17 protein-coding genes are annotated in these 17,103 nt (G+C 65.0%); 8 read left to right on the top strand and 9 right to left on the bottom strand.

Features of this window, described 5'->3' with window-relative positions:
* Window positions 1–49: 49 nt before the first annotated feature.
* The 6 genes from ABNW52_RS17905 to rpoE are packed head-to-tail and all read right to left on the bottom strand — an operon-like array spanning window position 50 to window position 4,233.
* Window positions 50–313 carry a glutaredoxin family protein gene (locus tag ABNW52_RS17905; RefSeq protein WP_349591012.1) on the bottom strand — a complete coding sequence of 88 codons (264 nt, stop codon included), beginning with the start codon at window positions 311–313 and terminating at the stop codon, window positions 50–52.
* Entirely contained in the window at window positions 313–1,740 is a 1,428-nt protein-coding gene (locus ABNW52_RS17900) for a DegQ family serine endoprotease (RefSeq protein ID WP_349590863.1), read from the bottom strand. Before ABNW52_RS17900 ends, ABNW52_RS17905 begins: the two co-directional genes overlap by 1 nt.
* The gene (locus ABNW52_RS17895) at window positions 1,722–2,195 is read right to left on the bottom strand and encodes a SoxR reducing system RseC family protein (RefSeq protein WP_349590861.1); all 474 of its coding nucleotides are present in this window, start codon (window positions 2,193–2,195) and stop codon (window positions 1,722–1,724) included. The genes ABNW52_RS17900 and ABNW52_RS17895 overlap by 19 nt, the downstream gene beginning before the upstream one ends.
* A gap of 1 nt (window position 2,196) precedes the next feature.
* Window positions 2,197–3,141 carry a MucB/RseB C-terminal domain-containing protein gene (locus tag ABNW52_RS17890; RefSeq protein WP_349590858.1) on the bottom strand — a complete coding sequence of 315 codons (945 nt, stop codon included), beginning with the start codon at window positions 3,139–3,141 and terminating at the stop codon, window positions 2,197–2,199.
* The gene (locus ABNW52_RS17885) at window positions 3,141–3,629 is read right to left on the bottom strand and encodes a sigma-E factor negative regulatory protein (protein ID WP_349590855.1); all 489 of its coding nucleotides are present in this window, start codon (window positions 3,627–3,629) and stop codon (window positions 3,141–3,143) included. Before ABNW52_RS17885 ends, ABNW52_RS17890 begins: the two co-directional genes overlap by 1 nt.
* Before the next feature lie 4 nt (window positions 3,630–3,633).
* A complete protein-coding gene (gene rpoE, locus ABNW52_RS17880) occupies window positions 3,634–4,233 on the bottom strand; it encodes an RNA polymerase sigma factor RpoE (RefSeq protein ID WP_349590852.1) in 600 nt (199 codons plus the stop codon).
* A 271-nt stretch (window positions 4,234–4,504) separates the two neighbouring features.
* On the opposite strand from rpoE, the gene prpB reads away from it, so the two are divergent.
* The 7 genes from prpB to ABNW52_RS17845 all read left to right on the top strand — a co-directional run bounded on the left by prpB (window position 4,505) and on the right by ABNW52_RS17845 (window position 12,138).
* Window positions 4,505–5,377, top strand: coding sequence for a methylisocitrate lyase (gene prpB / locus ABNW52_RS17875; RefSeq protein ID WP_349590849.1), 873 nt, complete (start codon window positions 4,505–4,507; stop codon window positions 5,375–5,377).
* Window positions 5,378–5,380: 3 nt separating this feature from the next.
* Window positions 5,381–5,716: a cupin domain-containing protein gene (locus ABNW52_RS17870; protein WP_349590847.1), complete on the top strand. Its 336-nt coding sequence runs from the start codon at window positions 5,381–5,383 to the stop codon at window positions 5,714–5,716.
* Between the two features lie 49 nt (window positions 5,717–5,765).
* Window positions 5,766–6,917 (top strand): bifunctional 2-methylcitrate synthase/citrate synthase, encoded by a 1,152-nt coding sequence (prpC, locus tag ABNW52_RS17865; RefSeq protein ID WP_349590844.1) that lies wholly within the window; start codon window positions 5,766–5,768, stop codon window positions 6,915–6,917.
* Window positions 6,918–7,022: 105 nt separating this feature from the next.
* Complete coding sequence (gene acnD, locus ABNW52_RS17860) at window positions 7,023–9,626, top strand: Fe/S-dependent 2-methylisocitrate dehydratase AcnD (RefSeq protein ID WP_349590841.1); 2,604 nt, start codon at window positions 7,023–7,025, stop codon at window positions 9,624–9,626.
* Window positions 9,627–9,633: 7 nt separating this feature from the next.
* Window positions 9,634–10,200, top strand: coding sequence for a 2'-5' RNA ligase family protein (locus tag ABNW52_RS17855; RefSeq protein WP_349590838.1), 567 nt, complete (start codon window positions 9,634–9,636; stop codon window positions 10,198–10,200).
* 81 nt (window positions 10,201–10,281) lie between these two features.
* The gene (gene prpF, locus ABNW52_RS17850; RefSeq protein WP_349590837.1) at window positions 10,282–11,469 is read left to right on the top strand and encodes a 2-methylaconitate cis-trans isomerase PrpF; all 1,188 of its coding nucleotides are present in this window, start codon (window positions 10,282–10,284) and stop codon (window positions 11,467–11,469) included.
* Between the two features lie 174 nt (window positions 11,470–11,643).
* Window positions 11,644–12,138 (top strand): thermonuclease family protein, encoded by a 495-nt coding sequence (locus tag ABNW52_RS17845; protein ID WP_349590835.1) that lies wholly within the window; start codon window positions 11,644–11,646, stop codon window positions 12,136–12,138.
* A 27-nt stretch (window positions 12,139–12,165) separates the two neighbouring features.
* On the opposite strand, the gene ABNW52_RS17840 is transcribed toward ABNW52_RS17845, so the two are convergent.
* The 3 genes from ABNW52_RS17840 to ABNW52_RS17830 all read right to left on the bottom strand — a co-directional run bounded on the left by ABNW52_RS17840 (window position 12,166) and on the right by ABNW52_RS17830 (window position 15,737).
* A complete protein-coding gene (locus tag ABNW52_RS17840) occupies window positions 12,166–13,395 on the bottom strand; it encodes a GGDEF domain-containing protein (RefSeq protein WP_349590832.1) in 1,230 nt (409 codons plus the stop codon).
* Between the two features lie 12 nt (window positions 13,396–13,407).
* Window positions 13,408–14,502: an ABC transporter substrate-binding protein gene (locus ABNW52_RS17835; RefSeq protein ID WP_349590830.1), complete on the bottom strand. Its 1,095-nt coding sequence runs from the start codon at window positions 14,500–14,502 to the stop codon at window positions 13,408–13,410.
* A 323-nt stretch (window positions 14,503–14,825) separates the two neighbouring features.
* Window positions 14,826–15,737, bottom strand: a complete 912-nt coding sequence (locus tag ABNW52_RS17830; RefSeq protein WP_349590828.1) for a LysR family transcriptional regulator — start codon at window positions 15,735–15,737, stop codon at window positions 14,826–14,828.
* Between the two features lie 108 nt (window positions 15,738–15,845).
* Here ABNW52_RS17830 and lysA point away from each other — a divergent pair, with 108 nt between their 5' ends.
* Complete coding sequence (lysA, locus tag ABNW52_RS17825; protein ID WP_349590825.1) at window positions 15,846–17,084, top strand: diaminopimelate decarboxylase; 1,239 nt, start codon at window positions 15,846–15,848, stop codon at window positions 17,082–17,084.
* Window positions 17,085–17,103 lie beyond the last annotated feature (19 nt).

The following is a 17,103-nucleotide window of genomic DNA, read 5'->3' as shown; positions in this document are numbered from 1 at the left end:
GCAAAAATTAAGGGCACACAAAGTGCCCTTTTTAACACTGGCGCGGATTTTAGCTGATTTCGCAGCCCTGTGCAGCCGGGTGTGCAGCCAGATGTGCGGCCAACCTTGCTTCGTCCAAGTGCCAGTGACAGATTTCCAGCTCACCGTGCATCAATACCGGTACCAGTTCGTTGAAACGTTCCTCCAGCACCGGGTCGGCATCCACATCCACCACGTCGATGGCAAAGCCATACTGCTGCTGCCATGGCCGCAGCTGCGCCAGCATGGCGTGACACAGGCTGCAGTATTCGCGGAAATACAGTGTCAGCGTGATCAAGATTTCACCTTTTCCGGCTTCAGTGCGATGAACAGCGGCTCGCCCTGACGCAGAATGCGCAGCGCCACGCTGCCACCATCCGGCACAGCGTTGATTGCCTGCTGCAACTGGCGCACGCTGGACAATTCCTCGCCGGATACCCCCACCACGACGTCACCCGCCTGCAGGCCGGCATCGGCCGCCGGCCCTTGCACAGCGCGTACCAGCAGGCCGAACTTCACCCCCAGTTTCTGCAGCTGGGCCGGTGCCAGCTGCTGCATCGCCAGGCCACTACGGTTGGTCATGCTTTCTTCGCCCTGCTGCTCCGGCGACTTGCCGCGATAAGCACGCTCGGCGGTGCGTGGGTCTTCCTCCTGCAACTCGGCGGTCACCACGCTCAGCTGCATGGCCTTGCGATTGCGCCACACCTGCAGCTGGACCTTGCTGCCGGGGCGAATGACACCCAGCAGCCGCGGCAAATCGTCGCTGTCATCCAACCGCTGGCCATTCAACGCCAGTACCACGTCGCCAGACTTGAGCCCTGCCTTTTCTGCCGGGCCATTCTTTTCTACCGAGGCAATCAGCGTGCCCTTACTATCCGGCAGCCCAAAGGATGCGGCCAACGCCGGGGTCATCGGCTGCGATACCACCCCGATGCGGCTGCGGCTTACCTTGCCGTCTTTCTTCAGCTGCTCGGCCACCGTCAGCGCCACATCCACCGGAATGGCAAAGGAAATCCCCATGAAGCCACCGGAGCGGCTGTAAATCTGCGAGTTGATGCCCACCACCTCGCCATTCAGGTTGAACAGCGGACCGCCGGAATTGCCCGGATTGACCGCGGCATCGGTCTGGATGAACGGCACATAGCTTTCGTCCGGCAGGTGACGCCCCTTGGCGGAAACGATGCCGGCCGTCACCGTGTTTTCAAACCCGAACGGCGAACCAATGGCCAGCACCCACTCACCCACCTTCAGGGCATCCGGCTTGCCCAGCCGGACGAACGGCAGCCCTTTGGCCTCGATTTTCAGCAAGGCCACGTCGGTGCGCGCATCCGCGCCCACCACTTTGGCCTTGAACTCACGTCGGTCGCCCAGGGTGACGATCATCTCGTCGGCTTCGGCAATCACGTGGGCATTGGTCAGCACGTAGCCGTCGGCGGACAGGATAAAACCGGAACCCATGCCGCCGGTCCGGTATTCGCGTAATTGCGGCGGGGCAAAGCGGCGGAAAAATTCGGCAAACGGATCGTTCTCCATTCCCTGCGGCAATTCGCGCACCACCTGGCGCACCGTCTGCACGGTACGGATATTCACCACCGCCTTGCCCTGTTCCTCCACCAGCTGGGTGAAATCAGGCAACGACGACAGCGGCGCGGCAAGGGAATGCGGGCTGGCCAGCAGCCCGGCCATCAGCATAGAGGCGGCAATCAGCTTCTTGAGCGGCATGTTCCGACAAACTCCATGGAAAGTTGATGAGGAGAAACACGACTGGCGACATGCGGCTGAAAGCGCACATCCCCGGCCAGACGGCGGCTATAGCCGCGCACAAACCACAAGGCCAGCAGCAACGCCAGCACACCGCCGGCCACCGCGGCCAACTCGCCCGCCGGTGCGGCCAACATGGCCCCGCCCAGCAGCGCCAGCACCGGCCCAGCGTATAGCAGCGCGGCACTGCGCAGCATGCCGGATTCCGGCACCGCGATATTTACCTGCTCACCCGGCAATACTCCCAACGGGTCCAGCACACGGAAGCGCGGCTGCCGCAGGCTGAACATGCGGGCCAATTGCAGCGAGCGGCAACCGTTGACCGGATCACACTGACCACAGGGCGAATGCGGGCGTGGCTCCACCCAGGCAAAACCGGGCTCCACCTGCAGCACCCGGGCTTCGGTTTCGATCATGTTATTTCTGGATCAGGCGGATGTTTTTCAAGACTGTCTGCAAACCGGCTTCCGGCAGGTCGCCGACCACAGTCAGCAACTGCTCGCCCACACGCCGTGATGCAACGCCGATGCCATTGGGCGCCACCACCACCGGGTGCTGCGGCACCTCGGCGTCGGAGGTTTCGACAAACAGCGACAGCCGGGCAAAGCCATCCGAGTACACATAGTGCTGCACCGCCTGCTCATGCCCCGGCAACGGCCGGCTCATGTAACGCACCAAGCGGAAGCCGGCCGGCATGCCCTTCACTTCCAGCGGCGGCGGCGTACTCGGCGCGGTCACCCCGGTCTTGCCCAGCGGCAGCGACTGCTTGTAGCGCGGCCGCAGCTTGGCCTTGTCGCGCTCTGCGCCCATGTCCAGCTCGGTAAAGGCGAACTGCTCGATGACCTCGCCGCGCACGCCATAGGTCACGGCTTTCAGCGGCAAGGCCGTGGTCGGGTCGATGCACAAACGCTGGCTGTAGCGGGAGTTGGCTTCGCGCGGCTTGAGCAGCAACCACTGGCAGTCGCGCTCCGCCACGCGATCCATGCCGCCGCGGCTGATGCTGTAAGCCACCGCCAGCTCGGACGGCAGGTCCGGCAATACCGCCGGGAACATTTTCATCGCACTCAACTTGGCGGCGCTCAGCGACTTGGCATCCGGGGCATAGCAGGTAAGCTCATTGCCCTGGCGGATGATTTCGCGCGGCAGGCCGTCCAGCGATTCGCGCCGTTCGCGCAGCAGGCCATCGTCATGGGTACGGTAAATGCGGAAGGTTTCCAGCTCGCCCCCCAGCTGGTGGGTGTAGATGGCACTGAACGATAACGACTGCCCCGCTACTGCGGCGCGGCGCAGCAGCGCCCAGTCGTCATCGGCCAGCGCCACCAGGGGCAGGGACAGCAACACACAGGCGGCAAGCCGACGCATCAACGCACCCCCTGGGCGACAGGCTGAGTCAAGCCGACACGCGTCAACCCTTCACCAAGGGCACCATCCTGATGCGCATCGAGATACGACTGGCGGCCATCTGCCGCCACCTGCACCAGCGCCGCCGGCGCCGGCACTGCCTCGGCCACCAGCCCGGCATCCGCCGGCTGGCTCTGCCAGTTATACCAGCCCACCACGCCGGCCAATGCCACCGACGCAGCAACGGCAAAGCGGGCCGCCGGGCGGCCAACCCGGCGCTGCGACGGCCGCGGCGCCAGCACGGTCGGCTCTGCGGCCAACCTGTCGCTCACCTCGGCACGCACATCGACCGACAGCAGCGATGCGCCGCGCATGGCATCACCGATCAGGTGAAACTCCTGCCACGCAGTCTGCAGCTCGGCATCGCCAGCCAGGCGTTTAATGAGCGGCTCGGCGTCCTCGTCGGCCAGCTCACCATCCATCAGGGCGGAAAGGTTTTCTTTCATCATCTGCTCACCATCTTTTGTTCTTTGCTGTATCCAGCAACGGACGCAACTCTGTCGCAATCGCCTCGCGGGCCCGGAAAATCCGCGACCGCACAGTACCGATCGGACAATTCATTGCCTCGGCAATCTCCTCATAACTGAGGCCCTCCATTTCCCGGAGGGAGATCGCCGTACGCAATTCTTCCGGCAGACGCTCCACCGCCGCATTGACGGCAGCCAGGATCTGCTGGTTCATCATTTCCGCCTCGGGCGTGTGGTAGTCCGGCACTTGCGAGGCCATGTCCAGCGTATCGCCGTCCTCGTCCTCGAACTCCGCACTCACCACTGGCCGCCGCCCGGCCGAGGTCAGAAAATTCTTGGCTGTATTAATGCCAATCCGATACAGCCAGGTATAAAACGCGCTTTCGCCACGAAACGATGGCAAGGCGCGGTAGGCCTTTACAAAGGCTTCCTGCGTCACGTCTTCAATGTCGGCACTGTCACGGATAAACCGCGACAGCAGCCGCGACAGACGGCGCTGATACTTGCTGACCAGCAAGTCGAACGCTCGTTTTTCGCCGCGCTGGGCACGCTCCACCAGTTGCTGATCGAGTTCTCGATCACTCATCGTTGTCATTCACTCCCTGATTCGCCCTGCTGTTCTTTGTTTGTTGCCGGCTTGCACCGGCGCAGGGCACAACTTATGACCGGAGGCCCTCCGCTTTAGTTCACACTGAATGTGACATCACCCTGAATGGCACATTGAACCACGGCAGCGGCGTGCCAAGCCAGCATGTGACCACAGGTAACAAGCCCCAATACAAAAAGTCGGTTTTCAAAAAACCAAGCACTTGCTAGAATTTCCAGCAACTACCCGAGAACAAGGACAGGAGAACCCGATGACGACACCCGGCCAACGTTTCCGCGACGCAGTCGCCCAAGAAAAACCCCTGCAGGTGGTCGGCGCGGTGAACGCCTATGCCGCCCGCCTGGCCGAGCACAGCGGCTTCAAGGCGCTGTACCTGTCCGGCGGCGGCGTGGCCGCCTGCTCCTGCGGCATTCCCGACCTCGGCATCACCACGCTGGAAGACGTGCTGATCGACGTGCGTCGCATCACCGACGTCACCGAGCTGCCACTTTTGGTGGACATCGACACCGGCTGGGGTGGCGCCTTCAACATCGCCCGCGCCATCCGCAGCCTGGAAAAAGCCGGCGCCGCCGCGGTGCACATCGAAGACCAGGTGCAGCAGAAGCGCTGCGGCCACCGCCCGAACAAGGCCATCGTCAGCCAGGACGAGATGGTGGATCGCGTCAAGGCGGCGGTAGACGCCCGCAAGCACGGCATGGTGATCATGGCCCGCACCGACGCGCTGGCGGTGGAAGGCCTGGATGCTGCCATCGAACGTGCCGTCGCCTGCGTGGAAGCCGGTGCCGACATGATCTTCCCGGAAGCGATCACCGATCTGGCCATGTACAAACAGTTTGCCGAAGCGGTGAAAGTGCCGGTGCTGGCCAACATCACCGAATTCGGTGCCACCCCGCTGTACACCGCCCAGCAGCTGGGCGACAACGGCGTGAGCCTGGTGCTGTACCCGCTGTCGGCGTTCCGCGCCATGAGCCAGGCCGCGCTGGCGGTCTACGGCGCCATCCGCCAAGACGGCACCCAGCAGAACGTGATCGACAAGATGCAAACCCGCATGGAGCTGTACGACCACCTGGGCTATCACGATTACGAGCAGAAGCTGGACGCGCTGTTCCGCCAGGAAAAATAAGCGATGACCGCGCCGCGCAACCTGCTGACCGACATTCCGGCCACGCTGCCACAGGAGCAGTTCGAGACGCTGCTGGCAGGCAAGCGCGGCTTTCGTGTCGAGCGCATCGTGTCGCGCGGCCACGCATCGCCGCCCGGTTACTGGTACGACCAGCCGCAGCACGAGTGGGTACTGCTGCTGTCTGGCCAGGCCGAGCTGGAATACGACGCACCAGCAGCGCGACAAACGCTGCAACCCGGTGACGCGGTGCTGATTCCGGCACACCGCCGACACCGCGTGGCCGCCACCGCAGCCGATAGCGACACCGTGTGGCTGGCGATCTTCCACGACGCCGACTGACCCGCACACAACACAACCCCAATCAACACCAGCAGCAGGAGAAGGAAAGATGAGCGAGACCCTCCAAGTGCTTCCCAAAGCCAAGAAATCCGTAGCCCTGTCCGGCGTCGCCGCCGGCAACACCGAGCTGTGCACCGTTGGCCGCAGTGGCAACGACCTGCACTACCGCGGCTACGACATTCTGGATCTGGCCGCGCACTGCGAATTCGAAGAAGTCGCCTACCTGCTGGTGCACGGCAAGCTGCCGAACCAGGCCGAGCTGACCGGCTACAAGAAAAAACTGAAGAGCCTGCGCGGCCTGCCGGCATCGGTAAAGGCCACGCTGGAAGCGCTGCCGGCGGCATCGCACCCGATGGACGTGATGCGCAGCGGCGTGTCCGCACTGGGCTGCACCCTGCCGGAAAAGGACGACCACAATGCCCCCGGCGCGCGTGACATCGCCGACCGCCTGATGGCGTCGCTGGGTTCGATGCTGCTGTACTGGTACCACTTCAGCCACAACGGCAAGCGCATCGAAGTGGAGACCGACGACGACTCCATCGGCGGCCACTTCCTGCACCTGCTGCACGGCCAGCAGCCGTCCGAGCAGTGGGTACGCGCCATGCACACCTCGCTCAACCTGTACGCCGAGCACGAGTTCAACGCCTCCACCTTCACCGCCCGCGTCATCGCCGGCACCGGCTCCGACATGTACAGCGCCATCACCGGCGCCATCGGCGCGCTGCGCGGCCCGAAACACGGCGGCGCCAACGAAGTGGCATTCGAAGTGCAGAAGCGCTACGAAACCCCGGATGAAGCCGAGGCCGACATCAAGGCCCGCGTCGAGCGCAAGGAAGTGGTAATCGGCTTTGGCCACCCGGTGTACACCATCAGCGATCCGCGCAACAAGGTGATCAAGGAAGTGGCACGCGAGCTGTCGCAGACTGCCGGCGACAGCAAGATGTTCGACATCGCCGAGCGCCTGGAAAGCGTGATGTGGGACATCAAGAAGATGTTCCCCAACCTGGACTGGTTCAGCGCCGTGAGCTACCACATGATGGGGGTGCCGACCGCCATGTTCACCCCACTGTTCGTGATTGCCCGCACCAGCGGCTGGAGCGCGCACGTGATCGAGCAGCGCATCGACGGCAAGATCATCCGCCCGTCGGCTAACTACACCGGCCCGGAAGACCAGGCCTTCGTACCGCTGGCGCAGCGCTGACCAGCAGGCCACGCTCGCGTGGCACTACAACAATAATCAGCACCGGCACCTTGCGGCCAACGTTGGCCGCAAGGTGATCAGCAACCTCACCCTCGTGCCCATGCCATGAACAGCCAATACCGCAAACCCCTGCCCGGCACCGCCCTCGACTACTTCGATGCCCGTGCCGCCGTTGAAGCCCTCAAACCCGGCGCCTGGGCCGGACTGCCCTACACCGCCCGCGTGCATGCCGAAAACATCGTGCGCCGCGCCGACCCGGCCATCATCAACGACTGCCTGACGCAACTGATCGAACGCAAGCGCGAGCGCGATTTCCCGTGGTTCCCGGCGCGCGTGGTATGCCACGACATCCTCGGCCAGACCGCGCTGGTGGACCTGGCCGGCCTGCGTGACGCCATTGCCGACCAGGGCGGCGACCCGGCCAAGGTGAACCCGGTGGTGCCGGTGCAGCTGATCGTCGATCACTCGCTGGCAGTGGAATGCGGCGGTTTCGACCCGGATGCGTTCCAGAAGAACCGTGACATCGAAGATCGTCGCAACGAAGACCGCTTCCACTTCATCGAATGGACCAAGACCGCGTTCGACAACGTGGACGTGATCCCGGCCGGCAACGGCATCATGCACCAGATCAACCTGGAGAAAATGTCGCCGGTAATCCACGCCGAGCACGGCGTGGCCTTCCCGGACACCTGCGTCGGCACCGACAGCCACACCCCGCACGTGGATGCGCTGGGCGTGATCGCGGTGGGCGTGGGCGGCCTGGAAGCCGAAAACGTGATGCTGGGTCGCGCCTCGTGGATGCGGCTGCCGGATATCGTCGGCGTGGAGCTGAGCGGCCGCCGCCAGCCCGGCATTACCGCCACCGACGTGGTGCTGGCGCTGACCGAATTTTTGCGCCGCGAAAAGGTGGTGGGTGCCTACCTGGAATTCTACGGCGAAGGTGCCGCCAGCCTGACCATCGGCGACCGCGCCACCATCTCCAACATGGCCCCGGAATACGGCGCCACCGCCGCCATGTTCGCCATCGACGGCCAGACCCTGGACTACCTGCGCCTGACCGGCCGCAGCGACGAACAGGTAAAACTGGTGGAAACCTACGCCAGGGAAGCCGGCCTGTGGGCCGACAGCCTGCGCGAGGTGCAGTACGAGCGCGTGCTGCGCTTCGACCTGTCCAGCGTGGTGCGCAACATGGCCGGCCCGTCCAACCCGCACAAGCGCCTGCCGACCTCCGCACTGGCCGAGCGCGGCATTGCGGCCAACCTGGCCGCCGCCCGTGAGCAGGAAGCCCAGGGTCTGATGCCGGATGGCGCGGTGATCATCGCCGCCATCACCAGTTGCACCAACACCAGCAACCCGCGCAACGTGATTGCCGCCGGCCTGCTGGCACGCAATGCCCGCAAGCTCGGCCTCACCCGCAAGCCGTGGGTAAAGACCTCGCTGGCCCCTGGCTCCAAGGTAGTCAAGCTGTACCTGGAAGAAGCCGGCCTGCTGGACGATCTGGAAGCACTGGGCTTCGGCATCGTCGCCTACGCCTGCACCTCCTGTAACGGCATGTCCGGCGCGCTGGAGCCGAAGATCCAGCAGGAAATCATCGACCGCGACCTGTACGCCACCGCCGTACTGTCCGGCAACCGCAACTTCGATGGCCGCATCCACCCGTATGCCAAGCAGGCCTTCCTGGCCTCGCCACCGCTGGTGGTGGCCTACGCCATCGCCGGTACCGTGCGCTTCGACATCGAGCAGGACGTGCTGACCGTGGTGGATGGCAAGGAAATTCGCCTCAAGGACATCTGGCCGAGCGATGAGGAAATCGACGCCATCGTGGCCCGCGCGGTGAAGCCGGAGCAGTTCAACCAGATCTACATCCCGATGTTCGAGAAGCGCGCCGCCGAGAAGGCTGCCTCGCCGCTGTACGACTGGCGTCCGCAGTCCACCTACATCCGCCGCCCGCCGTACTGGGAAGGTGCGCTGGCCGGTGAGCGCAGCTTGCGCGGCATGCGCCCGCTGGCACTGCTGCCGGACAACATCACCACCGACCACCTGTCGCCGTCCAACGCCATCCTGATGAACTCGGCAGCCGGCGAGTACCTGCACAAGATGGGCCTGCCGGAGGAGGACTTCAACTCCTACGCCACCCACCGCGGCGACCACCTCACCGCGCAACGCGCCACCTTCGCCAACCCGCAGCTGGTGAACGAAATGGCAGTGGTGGACGGCGAAGTGCAGAAAGGCTCGCTGGCGCGCGTGGAGCCGGAAGGCAAGGTAATGCGCATGTGGGAAGCCATCGAAACCTACATGAACCGCAAACAGCCGCTGATCATCATTGCCGGCGCCGACTACGGCCAGGGCAGCTCACGCGACTGGGCCGCCAAGGGCGTGCGCCTGGCCGGGGTGGAAGCCATCGTGGCCGAAGGCTTCGAGCGCATCCACCGCACCAACCTGATCGGCATGGGCGTGCTGCCGCTGGAGTTCCAGCCGGGCACCACCCGCAAGACGCTGCAGCTGGACGGCACCGAGACCTACGATGTGCAGGGCAAGCTCACCCCTCGCGCCGAGCTGACGCTGCTGATCCATCGTCGCAACGGTGACAGCCTGACCGTGCCGGTGACCTGCCGTCTGGATTCCTCCGAGGAGGTATCGGTGTATGAAGCCGGCGGCGTGCTGCAACGCTTCGCCAAGGACTTCCTGGAGTCGGCACAGACGGCTTGAGGCAGCCATGAGCGAGCGGCGGTTGTTGTTGATAGCCAAACCCCAGCCGGAAGTGTTGTCAGCCATGGTGCAGGAAGTCACCAAGCACCAGCTGCACACCCTGCTGGGGGCCGCCCTGTTTGCTCCAGAAAACTGGCACCAGTCGCTGTCCCGCCCTTACCGTTACGAAGCGGGCTTGTGTGAGCGCCTGCTGCTTGCTGGCAGCCGAATCGCCGCTGACTGCTGCGTGGTGACACTCAATCGCATCAGCAGCCAGCATGCTGCGGCGCCGGGAATACACTGGGCGTTCCGGGCGCGCGGCCAACCCAAGGGATTTCCGGCGTTGACGAGCGCCGTTCGGGCCGCGCTGATTGCCCAGGGCGTGGATGAAAGACAGGGCCACAGCCCGCACGTCACCATCAGCTACCGGGCACCAACGCCGTTATCGTCACGGGTGATCGCCCCCATCGACTGGACCATCGATGAAATCCAGCTGGTGCTGGCCGGCGACAGCGAGCCTTACCGCTACCGGACGCTTGGGCGCTGGGCACTGGCGACGCCCAGATACCCGTATGCGCAACTGCGCCTGCTGTAGCGATACCGTCACCGCCGCACCCTAAAACAGACAGTCTTCCCTTGCTGCCAGCAGGGAAACCCAACCAGGAAAAGGCCAGACATGTCCCATCTTCCACAGATCAAAATCCCCGCCACCTATATCCGTGGCGGCACCAGCAAGGGCGTGTTCTTCCGCCTGCAGGACCTGCCCGCCAGCTGCCAGCAGCCTGGCGCGGCGCGCGATGCGCTGTTCATGCGCGTGATCGGCAGCCCCGATCCCTACTCCGCTCATATCGACGGCATGGGCGGCGCCACCTCCAGCACCAGCAAGTGCGTGATCCTGTCCAAAAGCACGCAGCCGGATCACGACGTGGACTACCTGTACGGCCAGGTGGCCATCGACAAGGCCTTTGTGGACTGGAGCGGCAACTGCGGAAACCTGTCCACCGCCGCCGGCGCCTTCGCCATCCACGCCGGCCTGGTGGACCCGGCACGCATTCCGGACAACGGCGTGTGCGTGGTACGCATCTGGCAGGCCAATATCCAGAAGACCATCATCGCCCATGTGCCGATAAGCGCAGGCCAGGTGCAGGAAACCGGTGATTTCGAGCTGGATGGCGTTACCTTCCCGGCGGCAGAGATCGTGCTGGAATTCATGGACCCGTCGGATGACGGCGACGATGGCGGCGCCATGTTCCCCACCGGCAAGCTGGTGGACGAGCTGGAAGTCCCCGGCGTCGGCACCTTCCCGGCCACCATGATCAGCGCCGGCATCCCCACCATCTTCGTCAATGCCGCCGACATCGGCTACAGCGGCACCGAGCTGCGCGAGGCCATCAACAGCGACCCGACCGCGCTGGCCCGCTTTGAGGCCATCCGCGTGGCCGGTGCACTGCGCATGGGGCTGATCAAGACCCCGGAAGAAGCCGCCACCCGCCAGCACACGCCGAAGATTGCCTTCGTGGCGCCGCCGGCCGACTACACCGCCTCCAGCGGCAAGCAGATCCAGGCCGGCGACATCGACCTGCTGGTACGCGCGCTGTCCATGGGTAAGCTGCACCACGCCATGATGGGCACCGCCGCAGTAGCCATCGGCACCGCCGCCGCCATCCCCGGCACGCTGGTGAACCTGGCCGCCGGTGGCGGCGAGCGCAGTGCGGTGCGCTTCGGCCATCCGTCCGGCAGCCTGCGCGTGGGCGCCGAGGCCAAGCTGGTCGATGGCCAGTGGGCGGTGACCAAGGCGATCATGAGCCGCAGCGCGCGCGTGCTGATGGAAGGCTGGGTGCGGGTGCCGGGCGACGCGTTCTAGACCGGCAGCCACACCCCAAAACATTGCGGCCAACCTGTCGGCAGGTTGGCCGCAATGTTTTTCTGCTCCGGACAGTGCGGGCCCGCGCCGGCCAATGTGCCAACGCCGATACACGGTAGACAAATCCGCGCATCATCCAGCAGCGACAATGCGGCGACTCACCCGAGAGCGTCCATGTCCCGATTCCGCCTCTGGCAGTGGCTGCTGTGCCTGCTGCCCGCCCTGCCCCTGCCCGCCCGAGCCGAAGGTCCGCTCACCAGTTTTTACTGCGTGGTGCAGTCGGTGGAGTCCACCAGCGGCTTCAGCTGCCAGCGCTACCGGCAGCAGCCGGGCAGCGAGCGCATCCTGCGCAGCAGCGTGCGCGTCAGCCTGCTGGGTTATCAGCCACCGCCGGACAGCCACCCGCTGGCCGCCCAGGCACATACCGAGCTGGGCAATATCCTGCTGTACCAGCAAGTACGGGTGGATGTCTTTGCCGTGGACAAGCACGGCCGGGATCTGGGGCGGGTACGGCTGTACAAGGCGGATGTCACCGAGGCACTGCTCAAGCGCGGGCTGGGCAGCGTCGACCGTGCACAATTTGGCGCCTACTACTATGTGCCGTTCGAACGCGAGGCCCAAAGCCAGGGCAAGGGCATCTGGTCCGAGCGCCGCCACAGCCAGCTGTGACAGCCGCCACCACGCGGGCTTGCCGGCCTAGCTTTCCACCCGGTTGCGGCCATGCATCTTGGCCCGATACAGCAGCGCGTCCGCCCGTTTCAGCCAATCGTCCATGCACTCGCCCGGCTGCCAGATGGCCAGCCCCAGGCTGGCGGTAATCTGCAGCCGGCGGCCGTCGGCCAGCTGCAGCGTGGTGGCAACGGCATCGCGCAGCCGCTCGGCCACCTGGCGGGCGTTATCGCTGCCGGTATCCGGCAGCACCACCACAAACTCCTCGCCGCCAAAGCGCACCACCCAGTCGATGTCGCCGCGCAGCTGGCTGCGCAGCCGCGATGCCGCCTCGCGCAGCACTTCGTCACCGATCAGGTGGCCGTATTCATCGTTGATCTGCTTGAAGTGATCGATGTCACAGAACACCAGCGCCAAAGGTTGGCCGCTGCGCTGCGCACGGGCGGTTTCCTGTGGCAGCCGCTCGCTGAGAAAGGCGCGGTTGTAGCAGCCGGTCAGCGCATCGTGGGTCAGCAGGGCGCGAATCTCGGCCAGCGCCCCTTCCAGCTGCTGCGTGCGCTCCTCCACCTGCTGGTCCAGCGAGTCGATGTGCTCGGTCAGCGCGTTCTGCAGGGTGACAAAGCCGGCCGCCACCAGGTCGATTTCATCCTGCGTCGGTCGCTGCGCGCGCTGCAGCTGCAGCGGCGAAGTCAGCGTCTGCGGCCCCAGCCGGCCGGCAAAGGCGGCCATCGTGCGCATCGGCTGCTCCAGATCGCGCCGCAGCACATACACCACCAGCGCGCAGATCAGCACGGTCAGCAGCAGATAGCCCAGCAACATGCCTGCCAGCGACAGCGCCACCTGCTGGTAGATGTAGCCATCCTTCACCACGATCAGCAGCTCACCCAGTGGCTTGCCGCCGCCGGCCGGCGTGGGGATGAGGAAGCGCGACACCCGGTTGTGGTACAGCAGCGAGGCATCGCCGGACTCGAACATCTGGCCGGTAACCACGTTGACGCGCACAAAGCCCACCCCGGGCCGGGCGGCAATCACGTCCAGCTGCCGCTGTACCACTTCCGGCTCGATGTCCCACAGTGCCACCGACAGCATCGGCACATTGCTGCCGGCCACATACTGGATATTGCCCAACAGCTGCTGCTGCACCGAGTGGTAGATCCACACCCCCTGCACCGCGCTGAACAGCAGGGTACAGCCCATTGCCAGCAGGGCCAGACGGCGGATCAGCGCAACGGCAAGCGAACGGAAATTACGCGGCAAAATACATCTTTCTCATTTGAGCAGTTGCTGGAAACCAAAGTTGTAGCGCTTCAGCCGCGGGTTGAGCGCCTTGCTGTAACGACGAAAATCCACGCGCGAAAAATCCAGATCGCCGTAGTAGCGCATGAAGCGCTCGGCACTGGCGGCGGTGAACTGCGTAAACATCGGGCGATCCAGCTCCAGGCCCTCGGTGGCGAAATCCACCCCGCGCTGGTAGTCGTACAGCATCACCAGCGCCCAGGCGCCGGCGATGAAATGGCCGCCGGACAACGCCGTCAGGTTGCCGTCGCGCAGGGCCTGCATGGCTTCGGTCGAGGTATTGATGCCACTGAAGAAGGCATCCTTGCCGGGTTGGCCGCCACGCTTGCGCCAGCTGTCCATGGCGCCGAAGGCCATCAGGTCGTTGCCGGCCCACACCATGCGCGCCTGCGGATAGCGCTGGTACAGCCAGTCGCTCTGCTCGGCGCCACGCTCGCGGTTCCAGGCGGCGTACACCTCCTGCACCAGCGCCACGTCGCGCGCCTCCGCCACCGCACGGCGCAGGCCGGCATCGCGATGGATGGAACTGGGGGTGGAGCGATCGCCGCCAATGGCAATCAGCTGCAGCTTGCCATCGACGCGCGGCAGCCCCGCCTTGCGGGCGCGCTGGATCAGGGCCTTGGCCGACTGATAGCCGGCGTCTTCGGCATGCGGCTCCAGCGAGCCCAGCCACAGCCGGTATTGCTGCCGCGGCAGCCCGATGGACTCGGCAGCCTTGTCATCGCCACGCCCGCTGAACGCCATGAAAGTATGGATACCGGCGGTATCGAACAGCCGCAGCAGCTCGGGGCCGGTGGCGTAGTCGTTGGAGAAAATCACGTAATCCGGCTGCTGTGCCTTGGGGCGGGCAATGATCTGACGGGCGAACTCCACCGCCCGCGGGTGATTGCGCTCGGTGTACAGCACCTCCAGCTTGATGCCCAAGTCATCGGCCGCCGCCTGCATGGCACGCGAGGCCGTCAGCCAGTAGACCTCGTCGACCTTGCCCGGGTTGATGAAGGTCACCGACATGGCCTGCACCAGGCCGCAGTAGCAGATACAGCCCAGCAAGAGCAGTGTTCGTCGCACAGTACATCCTTTATTTTCAACTTTTTTTTATGAAACAACGCCAATATCCGGCAGTGCATCTGGCATAGCGGTATTTCGGGTTTCTATTTTAAACAAAAGCCAAAACAAACTCGAAACAAACCGTCACCGCGCGTAGTCAGCGCACAACAACCGTATGACATAACAGCGGCAAAGCCTTGCCCCTGCCCGCTTCATGCCAGCCAGCTAACGCTTACACGTCGCGCACCGCGCAAAGATCACTACCGCCAGCAGTGCTGGTTATCGGTTGCTGCGGCGGCGGCTGAAGCCAAGATCACGCTGCGGCCAACGTGCCAGCCGCGGCACTAGATGCTGGCCAAGCGTTGCTGCAGTGCCGCGGCCTCCTGCTGCAGAAGCGCAACGAAACGGGCGGCCAACGGTGTCGACGGGCGGAACTGCGGCAACACCACGCTGACGCCAAACGGCACCGACACCGCAAAGCGCCGCAGCTGCAGCCCCTGCCCGGCCATGGCCAGCGCGGTGAGCGGGTTGACGATGGCCAGCCCCAGCCCCTCGCGCACCAGCGCGCATACCGACACCGCGCTGTGGGTTTCCCACACCAGCTGCCGCGCCACGCCGGCGGCGGCAAACACCGCGTCCAGCTGCAGCCGGTAGGCATCCTGCGGCGACAGGCTGACAAACGGTTGGCCGGCGAAGTCCTGCGGCGCCAGCACGGTTTTCTCTAGCAGCGGATGGTCGTCCGGCAGCACACATACCTCGTCGGCACTGAGCAGCGGCAGCAGGCTGGTGCCCGGCGGCGCTTCCGCTGACTCGGTGAGGCCGAGGTCGAAGCGCTGTGCCGACAGCCATTCTTCCAGCAGCGGCGACTCCTGCGGCGTGATCGCCACCCGCACATGGCCGGCCTCCTGGTGCAGCCGCCGACACACCGCCGGCAGCAGCGCGTGGGCAAACGCCGGCAGACAGGCCACCGCCAGCTGACCGCCATCCGGCCGCGCCAGGTTGGCCGCCGCCTCCATGATGCGTTCCAGGCCGATGTAGGAGCGCTGCACCTCATCGAACAGCGCCAGTGCCGGCGCGGTGGGCAACAGCCGGCCCTTGACGCGGTCAAACAATACAAAGCCCAGCAATTGCTCCAGCCGCGCCAGCTCGCGGCTGACGGTGGGTTGCGAGGTATGCAGCAGCGCCGCGGCAGCGGTAACGCTGCCGCTGGTCATTACCGCGCGGAATACCTCGATGTGACGGTGGGAAATGCTCATCGCCATTCCATATCAAAAATGAATTGATTAGCAAAATATTAGCATTTTACTGAATCAACTGCCGGCGGCATGATGCCAGGCAGACAACAGCAGATCAGGACACAGAATATGCAGACCCCGAACACCGCCCGCCTCGCCGCGCTGGCCCAGCAGTACGGCACCCCGCTGTGGACTTACGACGCCGCGGTGATCCGCCAGCGCATCGCCGCGCTGCGCCAGTTCGACACCATCCGCTTTGCACAGAAGGCGTGCAGCAATGTGCATATCCTGCAGCTGATGCGCGAACAGGGGGTGAAGGTGGATGCGGTGTCGCGTGGCGAGATTCTGCGCGCGCTGGCCGCCGGCTACGATGCCGCCGGCGAGCCGTCCGGCATCGTGTTCACCGCCGACCTGATCGACCGCCCGACGCTGGCGCTGGTGACCGAGCATCGCATTCCGGTGAATGCCGGCTCCATCGACATGCTGCACCAGCTGGGCCAGGCCTCGCCCGGCCACCGCGTGTGGCTGCGCATCAACCCGGGCTTTGGCCACGGCCACAGCAACAAGACCAACACCGGCGGCGAGCACAGCAAGCACGGCATCTGGCACAGCGACCTGCCGGCGGCGCTGGCGGTAATCCGCCAGCACGGCCTGCAACTGGTGGGCCTGCACATGCACATCGGCTCCGGCGTGGATTACAGCCACCTGCAGGAAGTGTGCGGCGCCATGGTGGACCTGGTGCGGCTGGTGCAGCACGCCGGCCACGACCTGCACGCCATCTCCGCCGGCGGCGGGCTGTCCATCCCCTACCGCGACGGTGACGCCAGCGTGGATACCGCGCATTACTTCGGCTTGTGGGATGCCGCGCGCCAGCAAGCCGCCGCCGTAATCGGCCATCCGCTGGCACTGGAGATCGAGCCGGGCCGCTACCTGGTGGCCGAATCCGGCAACCTGCTGGCCGAGGTGCGCGCCACCAAGGATGTTGGCCGCAACCACTTCGTGCTGGTGGATGCCGGCTTCAACGAACTGATGCGCCCGTCGATGTACGGCAGCTACCACCACATCAGCGTGGTGCCGCAGGACGGCGTGCAGCAGGCGGAAAAAGACTGCGTGGTGGCCGGCCCGCTGTGCGAATCCGGCGACGTGTTCACCCAGGGCGACGGCGGCGTGGTGCTGCCGCGCCGCCTGCCGGCGGCCAACGTGGGCGACCTGCTGGTGTTCCACGACACCGGCGCCTACGGTGCATCGATGTCCAGTAACTACAACACCCGGCCGCTGATCGCCGAGGTGCTGGTGGACGGCGACGCCGACCGCCTGATCCGCCGCCGCCAGACGGTGGAAGAACTGCTGGCGCTGGAGCTGCAATAAACGCCCCCTGCCGCCCCCC

It is taken from the genome of Vogesella oryzagri, assembly GCF_040148885.1.
GTDB lineage: Bacteria > Pseudomonadota > Gammaproteobacteria > Burkholderiales > Chromobacteriaceae > Vogesella > Vogesella oryzagri.
Note: the sequence above shows the minus strand (reverse complement) of the source record. Positions and strands in the feature narration are given on the sequence as shown.

Coding starts and splice junctions, on each gene's coding strand:
- ABNW52_RS17900 (WP_349590863.1), bottom strand. CDS start 1,740: ATGCCGCTCAAGAAGCTGATTGCCGCCTCTATGCTGATGGCCGGGCTG.
- ABNW52_RS17895 (WP_349590861.1), bottom strand. CDS start 2,195: ATGATCGAAACCGAAGCCCGGGTGCTGCAGGTGGAGCCCGGTTTTGCC.
- ABNW52_RS17890 (WP_349590858.1), bottom strand. CDS start 3,141: ATGCGTCGGCTTGCCGCCTGTGTGTTGCTGTCCCTGCCCCTGGTGGCG.
- ABNW52_RS17885 (WP_349590855.1), bottom strand. CDS start 3,629: ATGATGAAAGAAAACCTTTCCGCCCTGATGGATGGTGAGCTGGCCGAC.
- rpoE (WP_349590852.1), bottom strand. CDS start 4,233: ATGAGTGATCGAGAACTCGATCAGCAACTGGTGGAGCGTGCCCAGCGC.
- prpB (WP_349590849.1), top strand. CDS start 4,505: ATGACGACACCCGGCCAACGTTTCCGCGACGCAGTCGCCCAAGAAAAA.
- ABNW52_RS17870 (WP_349590847.1), top strand. CDS start 5,381: ATGACCGCGCCGCGCAACCTGCTGACCGACATTCCGGCCACGCTGCCA.
- prpC (WP_349590844.1), top strand. CDS start 5,766: ATGAGCGAGACCCTCCAAGTGCTTCCCAAAGCCAAGAAATCCGTAGCC.
- acnD (WP_349590841.1), top strand. CDS start 7,023: ATGAACAGCCAATACCGCAAACCCCTGCCCGGCACCGCCCTCGACTAC.
- ABNW52_RS17855 (WP_349590838.1), top strand. CDS start 9,634: ATGAGCGAGCGGCGGTTGTTGTTGATAGCCAAACCCCAGCCGGAAGTG.
- prpF (WP_349590837.1), top strand. CDS start 10,282: ATGTCCCATCTTCCACAGATCAAAATCCCCGCCACCTATATCCGTGGC.
- ABNW52_RS17845 (WP_349590835.1), top strand. CDS start 11,644: ATGTCCCGATTCCGCCTCTGGCAGTGGCTGCTGTGCCTGCTGCCCGCC.
- ABNW52_RS17830 (WP_349590828.1), bottom strand. CDS start 15,737: ATGAGCATTTCCCACCGTCACATCGAGGTATTCCGCGCGGTAATGACC.
- lysA (WP_349590825.1), top strand. CDS start 15,846: ATGCAGACCCCGAACACCGCCCGCCTCGCCGCGCTGGCCCAGCAGTAC.